The 12,969-nt window shown below is 51.8% G+C and carries 7 protein-coding genes; 6 read left to right on the top strand and 1 reads right to left on the bottom strand.

The features are described from left to right. The first annotated feature begins 121 nt into the window (after positions 1-121). The 3 genes from NH461_RS09880 to NH461_RS09870 all read left to right on the top strand — a co-directional run bounded on the left by NH461_RS09880 (position 122) and on the right by NH461_RS09870 (position 6,151). Positions 122-3,064, top strand: a complete 2,943-nt coding sequence (locus NH461_RS09880) for a chondroitinase family polysaccharide lyase (RefSeq protein ID WP_261600189.1) — start codon at positions 122-124, stop codon at positions 3,062-3,064. Between the two features lie 628 nt (positions 3,065-3,692). Beyond that, entirely contained in the window at positions 3,693-4,904 is a 1,212-nt protein-coding gene (locus NH461_RS09875; protein WP_261600188.1) for an amino acid permease, read from the top strand. A 467-nt stretch (positions 4,905-5,371) separates the two neighbouring features. Continuing rightward, positions 5,372-6,151 carry a phosphorylase gene (locus tag NH461_RS09870; protein WP_261600187.1) on the top strand — a complete coding sequence of 260 codons (780 nt, stop codon included), beginning with the start codon at positions 5,372-5,374 and terminating at the stop codon, positions 6,149-6,151. Between the two features lie 187 nt (positions 6,152-6,338). On the opposite strand, the gene fusA is transcribed toward NH461_RS09870, so the two are convergent. Beyond that, on the bottom strand, positions 6,339-8,426 hold the full coding sequence (fusA, locus tag NH461_RS09865; protein WP_261600186.1) for an elongation factor G: 2,088 nt from the start codon (positions 8,424-8,426) through the stop codon (positions 6,339-6,341). Between the two features lie 600 nt (positions 8,427-9,026). Here fusA and NH461_RS09860 point away from each other — a divergent pair. Genes NH461_RS09860 through NH461_RS09850 form a run of 3 tightly spaced genes read left to right on the top strand, consistent with a single transcriptional unit; the run spans position 9,027 to position 12,966 of the window. Beyond that, complete coding sequence (locus NH461_RS09860) at positions 9,027-10,814, top strand: extracellular solute-binding protein (RefSeq protein WP_261602878.1); 1,788 nt, start codon at positions 9,027-9,029, stop codon at positions 10,812-10,814. 44 nt (positions 10,815-10,858) lie between these two features. Continuing rightward, positions 10,859-11,944 (top strand): microcin C ABC transporter permease YejB, encoded by a 1,086-nt coding sequence (locus NH461_RS09855; RefSeq protein ID WP_261600185.1) that lies wholly within the window; start codon positions 10,859-10,861, stop codon positions 11,942-11,944. A gap of 5 nt (positions 11,945-11,949) precedes the next feature. Then, on the top strand, positions 11,950-12,966 hold the full coding sequence (locus NH461_RS09850) for an ABC transporter permease (RefSeq protein ID WP_261600184.1): 1,017 nt from the start codon (positions 11,950-11,952) through the stop codon (positions 12,964-12,966). Positions 12,967-12,969: the final 3 nt, after the last annotated feature.

Here is a 12,969-nt window from a genome sequence, read left to right as displayed (position 1 = left end):
ACCATGCGCTATAGGTATGTTTTGGCTTGCGTTTAGCGGTTGGCATTTAATATTCCAGATTTGGAAGACGCTTACTTGTGTTATCCGTGTCCGACCAACATAGGTCATTCAGGAAAATACAATGAAAAAAACAACATCTCCCGCCATCACTCAGGTGGTAGGCAAACTCATTCTTGCATCCGCAATTTCGTTAGGGATCACAGGAATAGCCAACGCGAACCAACTTCAATCTCAGATCCTGAGTTTTGAGGAAGCCCGGCTGCCTTCGTTTGTCCAAAATCATCACAGTGAACTGACGCAGCTGCGTGCGATTCACGGCGAACAGTCCCTGTTGTGGCACTGGCAGCAGGGTGATACGCTCACTATCGACCATTCTTTTGAGCGCATGACCGATGCCGAGGCCACTCGCGCTTATGGGCGCGGCGCGACGCAAGTGCTGTCGTTCTGGCTCTACAACCCCGTTGCCGTGGATGACACCATGACCGTGGTGCTGTCGGATGAGGAAGGCCGGGAATCAACAGATTTGAAGATTCAGATGAATTTCACCGGCTGGCGTGCCGTCGGTGTGTCTCTGAATGCTGACTTCAAACCTGCTGTGACCGACCATCTGGCAAAACTCACCTTCCACGCACCGACAGCATTAACCGAGAGTGCGGCGCCGCTCTTTATTGATCGGGTGATGGTCTCGGTGGATGACAAACGCTATCAGTGGTCGGATCATCAGGTGACCACCCGTTACGACATCCCGGAAATTGATTTTGGGCTGCCGGACACGCTGCCGGTGCCGACGCAAACTGAGCTGGACGATGCGAAAACAATTCAATCGCAACTGATTAAGCAATACAGCGGTAGCTCTGGCAATTTCGCCTCGTTGGAGAAACGATTCAATGCCTTCAATATTCAGAAAGACGCGCAGGATGTGATCACCGGCCGTCATATTGTCTCGGGCTACCAAAAGACCATCTATCAGCCGGATCATTTGTTGCCGGCGGATAAAGCGGCGTTTGATGAGTATGCTGAAATCTCAGACTACACCGATCTGATGCTGGACTTAGCCAAGGCGTATCACGACCCGTCGTTTAAAGGGGATTGCCAGCAGGTTGCAACCATGTATCGCCTGATGACTGAGCATCTTCTGGATCAGGGCTATACTGAGGGCAGTAGCCTGGTCACAACCCACCACTGGGGATATGGCGCGCGCTGGTGGTATATTTCTGCGCTGATGATGGCTGATGAACTGAAAAAGCATGATTTGCTCAAACCGACTTATGATGCGCTGGTTTGGTTCTCGCGCGAGTTCAAAGAAAGCTTCGATATGGTGCTGAGCAGCCAGAGTTCCGATCTGGACTACTTGAATACGTTGTCAAACCAACACTTAGCGCTGCTGTTGTTGAACCCGGATGTTCGCGAGCGAGTGGCGCTGCTGCATAAGTTCTCCGCCTTTTTCTCCGATGCTCTGAGCCAGACACCACCCGGCTACCATGACGGTTTCCGTCCGGACGGCACCGCGTGGCGTCATAAAGGTCATTATCCCGGCTATGCATTCCATGCCTTTAAGCGGGCCGCGCTGGTGGCTTATGTCCTGAAGCGCTCGAGCTTTGCGTTGGAGACCCAGGCCCTCGACAGCCTGAAATCGGTCATGGTCGCTGGTTGGCGTTATAGCAACCCGTATGTGCCGCTGGCACTGTCTGGCCGACATCCGTTCGGCAAGCTGGGCGTGATGCACTATCAGAGCGGGCTGGAGTACCTGGCCAAAGCCTATCCGACGCTCGATCAGGAGCTCGCATCGATTTTCCTGCAGGTAACCAATACCCCGCAGGCGCAAAGCCAGTCTATTTTCGGGCAATCGGTCGCGCCGGCGAAATTACCGCAAGGGAGCTGGAGCTTTAATGGCGGTGGATTTGTCGTGCACCGATATGGCGATCGGATGGCGGTGTTGAAGGGATACAACAAGGATGTCTGGTCCTCTGAAATTTATTACAAAGACAACCGCTACGGCCGTTACCAGAGTCACGGCAGCGTGCATGTGATGCCATACGGGGATCCGGAACAGTTCGGCTATCAACAGGAGGGCTGGGACTGGAACCGTAATCCGGGTGCGACGTCGATCCATCTGGATTACGATCAGCTGGAAAGTCCGAACAAACACAGCCTGATGGTACGTTCGGAAGAAGGGATCAGCGGTGCGACCACGCTGAATGAGCGCTTCAGCCTGTTTACCTTTAAACACAAAGCACCTTCGGATATCCGTAAGTTCGAATCGACGTTTGAAGCAGAAAAACATGTGATGGCCGTCGATGATAAGCTGTTCCTGACCGGCAATGGTATCCGCAATGCTGACGGTCACCACCAGACCGAAACCACGTTGTTCCAGTTGGCGATAGGGGAGCCGTCGAAAGGGATCTGGATCAATGGCGTCCGCCATCAGGATGAAAACTTCTCAGAAACGCTGGGAAGCGGGGACTGGATCATTGATGATAACGGTGTGGGCTATTATCTCAAGGATGTCGGTACCGTGCATGTTCGCTGTGGACCGCAGCAATCCCGGCATGATAAAACCAAGCAGGCGACTTTCGGTGAATTCTCCACGGCATGGATTGATCATGGCCGTGCACCAGAAGATGCGCGTTATGAATACGTGATGGTGATGCAAACCAATCCGGAGGATATGGCTGTATTTGCCGCGGAGATGAAGCGGTATCCGTACTTTGTGACTCGCAAGACCGATGACCACGGGATGTATATCCGCAACCGGACCAATAACTTGTTCGGCTACAGCAGCACGGGACACGCGGAGTTTAAATATGGCCCGCTGCGCTCACTGAGCACCACGGCACAGGCGCTGATTCAGCTGAAAGGGGAGGCGGCCTATCTGAGTGTTGCATCTCCAGAGCTGATGCTTCATGAAACAGAGCCAACACCAACCGTGTCAATCGATGTGGTTGTCAAGGGCCTCTGGAAAATGGAAGGGGCCGATTATTTCTACCAGGGTGAGAATACGGTGATTACCGTAGAGAGCTTCTTCGGAGAGTCCGTGAATCTGACGCTGAGCAAGTTTCACTGAGCTCAGTAAACATTTGAAGTCATGTTAAACCAAGCCCTTACCACGCAGGTGGTGAGGGCTTTTTGAGGGATTTTCGTCGGTGGTGCGTTCGCCGTGAATGGCGTTGTGCTTTGCAGGATAACAAGAAAACCTTGGTATTGGTGGCAGGAAACCGATTTGCAGAATTTGAAATCTTAGATTCCATTATCGGTTGTTGAGCTTTATACTTCAGCCCTATAAGTTGCCAAATGACCGAACGAAAATAGAATAATCAAAGGATGATTATTCTGCCATCCAGTAATATCGTTTTTTGGAGTACGATAAATGACACATCATTCGCCTGGGCTGCGAATTACAGCTATGAATCGGCTTTTACCGGTGCTCAGTACGGTGAAACGCCTGCACTGCCAATCTTTCCGCTTTCCTGCTTTTACCTCTCAGTATTACGGCTTTCTGACCGTTTCTCGATTTAGCTTTTCACGCTGATTTTTGTCTGATCCCGATGGGACCGATTTCACTGATTTGAAATCCACACTGCTGACCACAGTGCAATTCCGGAAATCGTGACGACAGATAAGCCTGATCGCTGGCCTCAATCCTTGTTGATGCCGGAACCCCTTTTTTGACCAATTTTTCAGAGATTATTGTTGTGAATTTAAAGTTACTTGGAAGCTCGCTGATCATTGCGGGTACTGCACTGGGTGCAGGTATGTTGGCGATCCCAATGGTACTGGCGCAGTTCGGCTGGCTGTGGGGCACCCTGATGATGCTGTTCATCTGGATGGGGACCACTTATGCTGCACTTTTGTTGCTGGAAGCCAGTATCAAGTCTGGTGGTGGGATGGGCATGAATAGCATTGCCCGTAAAACCTTAGGTAAAGGCGGCCAGTTCGTCACCAATGGTCTGCTCTACGCCTTGCTCGTTTGTCTGTTGATGGCTTATATCATTGGGGCAGGGGATTTGGTGCGTAAAGTGCTCTCCGGCATCGGGCTGGAGCTGAGTATGGTTCAGAGTCAAATTGCCTTTACCCTGCTGGCCGGTGCGGTTGTCGCCGCCGGGACCGCGGTCATAGACAAGCTCAACCGCGCACTGTTTGCTGTAATGGTGGTGATGCTGGCTGTGACGCTGATGTCACTGGTACCGACCTTGTCGCTCGAAAATCTGCTGGTTGCCAGCAGCTCAGACAAATTGGCACTGGTGAAAACCAGCTCAGTTCTGTTTACCAGTTTTGGTTTTATGGTGGTGATCCCATCCTTGGTTTCTTACAACCAGGAAGCAACGCATCGCCAGCTGAGAAACATGGTGATTTTCGGCTCTCTTATCCCGTTGTTCAGTTACCTGCTGTGGTTGTATGCAGCCATGGGGAATTTAACACCAGCGCAGATGGGCACATTCGCTAACGTTTCCGAGCTGATTGTCGCACTGGGTGCAAATCACGGCACGATTAGTGCTGTCCTGTCAGTCTTCACGGGCCTGGCCCTGCTGACGTCGTTCCTTGGTGTAGCGATGGCATTGTTTGATCAGAACGTCGACACGTTTCAACAGAATCGAGCCGTAACCTATGTGATGACCTTTATCTTCCCACTGATGGGGGCTCTGTGGGCTGCTGACCAGTTCCTGGCGGTTCTGGGCTACGCTGGGATTATTCTGGTCTTCCTGGCTGTTTTCGTACCCATGGCAATGACGCTGAAGGTACGCCGGGCGCCGGCACAGCCTGTCAGCTCGTCAGCGTCGCAAGCTGTCGCCATTGAAGGCACGCAAGCGGCCGTCGCCGAAGGATATCAAGCCGCAGGTGGCCATCTGGCGATGGTGATGAGTTTCCTGTTTGGTTGCTTTTTGCTGGCCGCTGAGCTGATTTAATTCGCAAAAATAAGTTCAGGAGCGACAAAAGGGCGCTTACCTTCGGGTAAGCGCCCTTTTTTCAGAGATTAATCGCTTCTGATCGATTGAAAGCTGCTCAGAAACGGATTGTTGAACCATGAGGGTATTAAGGTTTGACCGAACGATAATAGCCGTGCGATAAACTTGTTTGACCGAACGCAGTTTATCCGGCTTTCCTTTGGAGTCACCGCCATGCTTTGGAGTCAGCAAAAGGTAGGTGGGAAAGCCTGTTCATTTCAACGCCGTAGATAATACAAATTTTCTCCTGCGGCGGCTATGAATCGCCGGGTTTAAGCGTCAACGGGAAGCGCATGAATGTGTAAACTAATACATACACATGTTTAAAAATTCAGCAAACGTTCGGTTTGGCGCTGAAGTGGTCGTGATATATATAAGATTTAATGACCTGAGATGCAATGCCTTCAGGGCGAGAAAAGGATAAATCAATGTTCTGGAATCAAGCTGAAACCGTTACCCGGCAGGCGCTGGATAGCGGCGATTTAATGCCGATCACCACCGAGGCTGAGATTATCTCAGAGCAAGGGATCGATTTTTTGGGGTATGTCGTTTCGCAAAATGCCCGCAAGAAGCCGATTGCTCTGGCACCGGGTGCCAATCCTTTTCTGCCCTACGAGCCGGCCATGTACGTGGCTCAGGCGGGGCCGGACCATGTCTGCCTGCTCAATAAATTTCCGGTCCTGTCACCTCACTTGCTGATCTGTTCGGCAGGTTTTGTCCCCCAGTCAGCACCGCTCTCCCGCGCAGATTTTGAGGCCTGGCGACTGGGGTTTACCAGTGAGGATGTACTCGGTTTCTATAACAGTGGTCCCCTTGCCGGGGCCAGTCAGCTCCATCGCCACATGCAACTGGTCAAAGCGGAGATCCCTCTGGAGCCGTGTATTGTTGGGGGGACCCTGCCGTTCAGGCACATGTTGTTTACACACCAGACTTTAGAGGTTGAGGCCTTGTATGCGAGCTATCTCGAGGCCTTGACGCGGTTATCTTTGGTTGACGGTGACCACTGCAAGCCCTACAACATCTTACTGACAGCACGATGGATGCTGGTCTTTCCGAGAAGTCAGAACAACATTGAAGGGGTGTTCGCCAACGCGCTGAACTATAGTGGCCGCTTTCTGGTGAAACGTCCGGAGCAGCTGGTCTGGCTGAAGCAGTATGGCCTTTTGCGTTATCTGACTGAATGTGCGCAGTCACTTGATGCAGCGTGACAGTTGATGTTGACGTTGTGACATGAGTGTTTTGGCTGCAAACGTAGGCAAGCCGCGTTCAGAAGGGGCGGACTGGAAGACCGTCTGATGCGATGAGACGAAGAGAATTGGAGTCGAACGCGTCGTTCGATAGATAAAAATAACCCCGGCACCAGGCCGGGGTTATTGAAGAAGTCGTTAAGAAAAATTATTTCTTAGCGTTTTTCTCTTTTTGCTCAGCGATAACTGCTTCAGCAACGTTCATTGGGCATGGTGCGTAGTGTGCGAACTCCATAGAGAACTGACCACGACCAGAAGTCATTGTACGCAGAGTACCGATGTAGCCGAACATTTCTGACAGAGGTACATCACCCTTGATACGTACGCCAGTTGTGCCCGCTTGTTGGTCTTTGATCATACCACGACGACGGTTCAGGTCACCGATGACGTCACCAACGTGATCTTCTGGAGTGAACACGTCAACGTGCATGATTGGCTCAAGAAGCTGTGGACCCGCTTTCGGCATAGACTGACGGAATGCGCCTTTCGCTGCGATTTCAAATGCGATTGCAGATGAGTCAACTGCGTGGAAGCCACCGTCGAACAGCTCAACTTCAACATCAAGAACAGGGAAGCCCGCCAGAGGACCTGTGTCCATCATGCCAGCGAAACCTTTCTCGATTGCAGGCCAGAATTCCTTAGGAACGTTACCACCAACAACAGTTGAGGCGAACTTGAAGCCTGAACCTTGCTCGCCTGGCTTGATGCGGTAGTCGATCTTACCGAACTGACCTGAACCACCAGACTGCTTCTTGTGCGTGTAGCTGTCTTCAACTGGCTGCGTGATCGTTTCACGGTAAGCAACCTGTGGCTGACCAACAATCAGGTCAACGCCGTAAGTACGCTTCAGGATGTCTACCTTGATGTCCAGGTGAAGCTCACCCATACCTTTCAGGATAGTTTCGCCAGTTTCTTCGTCAGTCTCAACCTGGAATGATGGATCTTCTGCAACCATCTTACCGATCGCGATACCCATCTTCTCAGAACCGCCTTTGTCCTTAGGAGCAACAGCGATAGAGATTACTGGTACTGGGAAGATCATTGGTTCCAGAGTACATTCGTTCTTCACATCACACAGTGTGTGACCTGTTTGAACGTTCTTCATGCCAACGATAGCGATGATGTCACCCGCTTGTGCTGAAGTCAGCTCGTTACGGTCGTCTGCTTGCATCTCAACCATACGGCCGATACGCTCAGTCTTACCAGTTGCGCTGTTCAGGATGGTGTCACCCTTGTTCAGCTTACCAGAGTAGATACGTACGAAAGTCAGGGCGCCGAAACGGTCGTCCATGATTTTGAACGCCAGTGCGCGGAATGGTTCGTCTGCAGATACAGTTGCAACTTCACCAGTCGCTTCACCAGTGTCTTTGTCAGTCAGCGGCTGAGGATCAACTTCTGTTGGTGCTGGCAGGTAGTCAACAACTGCGTCCAGAACCAGCTGGATGCCTTTGTTTTTGTACGCTGAACCACAGAAAGTAGGGAAGAACGCCAGGTCACGAGTACCTTTACGGATACAACGCTTCAGCTCTTCGATAGAAGGCTCTTCACCTTCCATGTAAGCTTCCATCAGGTCGTCGTCTTGCTCAACAGCCGTTTCAACCAGTTCTTCACGGTAAGCTTCAACATCGTCAACCATGTCAGCTGGGATGTCTTGAACTTCGTAGTTTTCTGGCAGACCTGTGTCGTCCCACACGTAAGCTTTACGTGTCAGAACGTCAACAACACCAACGAAGTCATCTTCACGGCCGATTGGCAGTGTCATAACCAGAGGCGTAGCGCCAAGAACGTTTTTCACTTGGTCAACAACGTTGAAGAAGTCTGCACCCATACGGTCCAGCTTGTTTACGAAGATCAGACGAGATACGTGTGAATCGTTCGCGTAACGCCAGTTTGTTTCAGACTGAGGCTCAACACCACCAGAACCACAGAATACACCGATACCACCGTCCAGTACTTTCAGGGAACGGTATACTTCAACTGTGAAGTCAACGTGTCCTGGAGTATCGATAACGTTCAGACGGTGATCGTTCCAGAAACAGCTCACTGCTGCAGACTGGATTGTGATACCACGCTCAGCTTCCTGCTCCATGAAGTCAGTCGTTGTTGAACCGTCGTGCGTGTCACCAATTTTATGGATTTTACCAGTAAGCTTCAGAATACGCTCAGTGGTGGTGGTTTTACCCGCATCTACGTGCGCGAAAATACCAATGTTTCTGTATTTAGATAAATCTGCCATTGTTTTTCTCTATAAACAATTACTGTCACTATTCGGTGGGGGAGTATATCACTGATTCAGACAAAGATTACAGAGCCCATGTACTAGAAAATGAACATTTGCTTGTTTTTGCTTCGTCTTTCTCGTGTTTTTGGCTTAAACGCTCAAGAAAACCACAGAAGGAGCAAGTCAAAGAGCAATATGCCGACTGATGACGATCGTCTGACCTAATCAGCTACTGATCCTGACTTCTCCCGCGCTTGTGGTTTGCTGTTCACGGTCAAATCGGCTTAAGTCTAGTTGCTGATAGCCTAGGGCACCAGTATGACAAACCTGAGACAGCTCCGGATGAATACAAGGACAACAGATTGTGAGGGGTTATATGTGCCTTGATGCTTATTGGGTGGTATTATTCCGCGACACATCACATTTGTAAAAGTATCGTCCGCTTTCGCAAGTCAGGGATCGAAGCGCGTTGAAGTGACACCATCTGTCGTTTGGGCATTGTTGAAACTTGATTCCTGTCCTATCGTAGAATAATGATAACTTGAACTTTTTTACCTTCGGGAATGATGCGCAGTCAGGGAGAGGCAGATGCAGAAGACGATACCATTCATATGGATGCTGTGGTGTGCCGCCGGGAGCCTGCAGGCGGCTGAAGTGATTGAGTCGACCAACTTGGTCGGTTTCGGCAGTGCAAAATATTCCAGTGACTTTACCCATTTTGATTACGTCAATCCGAACGCGCCGAAAGGCGGCACGGTGACTTTTGCCGAAGTGGGCTCCTATGACAGCTTCAACCGGTATGCCAGTCGGGGAGTGTCGGTCGCCGGGGCCGATGAAATTTATGACACCTTGTTTGTCTCCGCAGCTGATGAGATTGACAGCTACTATCCGCTGATTGCCGAAAAAGTGCGCTACGCCGACAACTATGCCTGGATGGAAGTGGATATCAATCCTAAGGCCCGCTTTCATGACGGCCATGCCATTACCGCTGAAGATGTCGCCTTTACCTTTGATAAGTTCATGAAAGAAGGGGTGCCGCAGTTCCGCGTCTACTATAAGGACGTGCGCTCTGTGACGGCGAAATCTAAGCTGACCGCCCGGATTGAGATGGCAACGCCCGGCCGCGAAACTTTATTCTCCCTGGTCCAGGGAATGAACGTGCTGCCGAAGCATTTCTGGCAGGACAAAAATCTCAGCGAGCCGCTGACCACGCCGCCACTGGGGAGCGGGCCCTACCGAGCGACTGATTATCAGCCCGGTCAGAGCGTGACTTATACCCTGGTGGAGGATTACTGGGCCAAAGCACTGCCGGTCAATGTGGGGCGCCATAACTTCCAGACTAAACGCTATGACTACTACCGGGATGAAACGGTCACGCTGGAAGCATTTAAAGCAGGGGAATACGATTTCCGCCAGGAAAACGTGGCGAAGTTCTGGGCCACCATGTATGAAGGGACGAACTTCGACAAGGGCTATATCGTGAAGGAAGAAATCCCGCATGAGATCCCGCAGGCGATGCAGGCCTTTGTCTTTAATACCCAAAGCCCGTATTTCCGCGACGCGCGGGTTCGTGAAGCCCTGAACTACGCGATGGATTTTGAGTGGATGAATAAGAGCCTGTTCTATAACCAATACACCCGAACCCGTAGTTATTTCCAGAATACGGATTACGAAGCCGATGGGCTGCCGAGTGATGCCGAGCGTGCTGTGCTTGAACCAATTAAGGACCAGATCCCACCACGGGTGTTTACGGCTGAATACCAGCCCCCGGTCACCGATGGTTCCGGGCGAATTCGCCAGCAAGTCCGTAAAGCACTGCAACTCATGAAAGAAGCCGGCTGGGAAGTCAAAAATCGGGTGATGACCTACACCAAGACCGGTGAGCCATTCACGTTTGAGCTGCTGATTTACAGTCCGACCACGGAGCGCCTGGCCATTCCGATCCAGAAAAACCTCAATCTGATGGGAATTGAGATGAAGATCCGCACCGTGGATGTTACTCAGTTCACCAAGCGTCTGCGGGATCGGGACTTTGATATGGTTTCGGGCGGGTACAGCGCCAACGCTTACCCCAGCCCGAACTTACTGATTGTGTGGAACAGTCAGTATATCGACAGCACCTACAATACGGCGGGGGTAAACAATCCGGCGATTGACTATCTCACGACAGAAATTGCCAAGAATCAGGAAAACCCACAGGCTTTGCTGAATTTAGGGCGGGCGTTGGATCGGGTGTTGCAGTGGAACTTCTTCGTGATGCCGCAGTGGCACATCAGCAAGTTCCGGGTGGCGGCCTGGGATAAATTTGCTCGTCCGGCAGTGCGGCCGAAATTCGCGTTGGGGCTGGATACCTGGTGGATAGACGCTGCCAAACTTTCCAAGCTACCGGTCGAGCGTCGTTAGCGGTCACAGTTATAGGCGCGCTTCAGTTGTCGGGGTAGGGGAAGATGTCAGCATATATTATCCGTCGATTACTCTTGGTGATCCCCACCTTGTGGGCGATTATCACCATTAACTTTTTTGTGATCCAAATTGCACCGGGCGGCCCGGTCGAGCAGGCGGTGGCCAAGCTGGAAGGGCGCAGTTCCGGAATTATGGAGCGTTTTACCGGTGGCGGTCAGGAAGTACAGGCCGCGGCGAAGGAAGAAAGCGGGAGTGGCTACCGGGGCTCACGGGGGCTGGATCCCGAGGTCGTGGCAGCCATCAAGCAGCAGTTCGGCTTTGATAAACCCATTCACGAACGCTATTGGGAGATGCTGAAAAACTACGCCACGTTTAATTTTGGCGAGAGCCTGTTTCGTGGCGGCAACGTGATTGATTTGATTATCGAGCGACTGCCGGTCTCGGTGTCACTTGGGTTGTGGAGTACCCTGATTATCTACCTGGTGTCGATCCCGCTCGGGATCGCTAAAGCGGTGCACCACGGCTCCCGGTTTGACATCTGGAGTAGTGCGGTGGTGATTGTCGGCTATGCCATTCCCGGATTTCTGTTCGCGATTTTATTGATTATCTTCTTTGCCAGCGGCAACTACTTCAGTTGGTTTCCGCTGCGCGGTTTGGTATCGACTGATTTTGACCAGCTGACTTGGTATCAGCAGATCATCGACTACTTCTGGCACTTGACGTTGCCGATCTTCGCGATGGTGATTGGCGGCTTTGCCACCTTGTCGATGCTGACCAAAAACTCCTTTCTGGATGAAATTAACAAACAGTATGTGGTCACTGCCCGGGCCAAGGGACTGGACGAGCAGAATATTTTGTACCGCCATGTGTTTCGCAACGCGATGCTGATCATCATCGCCGGGTTTCCAGCCGCATTTATCAGCATCTTTTTTACCGGGGCCATGCTGATTGAAGTGATGTTCTCATTGGAGGGGATCGGACTGCTGGGCTTTGAATCCACCATCCAACGGGATTATCCGGTGGTTTTCAGCTCTCTCTATATTATGACGCTGCTCGGTCTGATCCTGAATATTGTCTCCGATATCACCTACACCCTGGTGGATCCCCGGATTGATTTTGAGGCGCGCTAGTGAAAATGAACCCGTTAACCCAGGAACGATGGGCCAGATTCCGGGCCAACAAACGGGGCTACTGGTCGTTATGGCTGTTTAGCCTGCTGTTTGTGATCAGCTTGTTCGCAGAGGTGATTGCCAATGATAAGCCGCTGCTGATCCGGTTCGACGGTGGTTGGTATTTGCCGATCGTCACGGAATATGCCGAAACCGAGTTTGGCGGCGAGTTTGAGTCGGCCGCTGATTACACCGACCCGTACGTGGCGGAGTTGATTCAGGAAGATGGCTATATGATCTGGCCCCTGATCCGTTTTCACTACGACACCATTAACTACAATCTGCCGGGCCCGGCGCCGTCGCCACCGGATGGTGTGAACTGGCTCGGGACCGATGATAAAGGGCGGGATGTCCTGGCCCGGATCATCTACGGCTTTCGTATTTCCGTGTTGTTTGGTTTCGCCCTGACGCTGATCTCCACGGTGATTGGGGTGATTGTTGGTGCCTGCCAGGGTTATTACGGCGGCTGGGTGGATCTGTTCGGTCAGCGGTTTATCGAAGTCTGGTCGGGGATGCCGACGCTGTTTTTGCTGATCATTCTCTCGAGCTTTGTCGAGCCCAATTTCTGGTGGCTACTCGGGATTATGGTGCTGTTTAGTTGGATGGGACTGGTGGGCGTGGTGCGCGCCGAGTTTCTTCGCTGCCGCAATTTCGATTATGTCCGTGCCGCGCAGGCGCTGGGAGTCGGCGATGGCCGGATCATGTTGCGTCATATGTTGCCAAATGCCATGGTTGCCTCGCTGACCATGATGCCCTTCATTCTCAGCGGCTCGGTGACCACCTTAACCTCGCTGGATTTTCTGGGCTTCGGTCTGCCGGTTGGCTCGCCGTCGCTGGGCGAGTTGCTGGCGCAGGGTAAAACTAATTTGCAGGCGCCCTGGCTGGGGCTGTCGGCCTTCGTGGTGTTATCCATTATGCTCAGCTTGCTGGTCTTTGTCGGTGAAGCGGTCCGGGATGCCTTTGATCCCCATCATCAGAGATGAATT

Source organism: Photobacterium sp. TY1-4, from assembly GCF_025398175.1.
Lineage (GTDB): Bacteria > Pseudomonadota > Gammaproteobacteria > Enterobacterales > Vibrionaceae > Photobacterium.
Note: the sequence above shows the minus strand (reverse complement) of the source record. Positions and strands in the feature narration are given on the sequence as shown.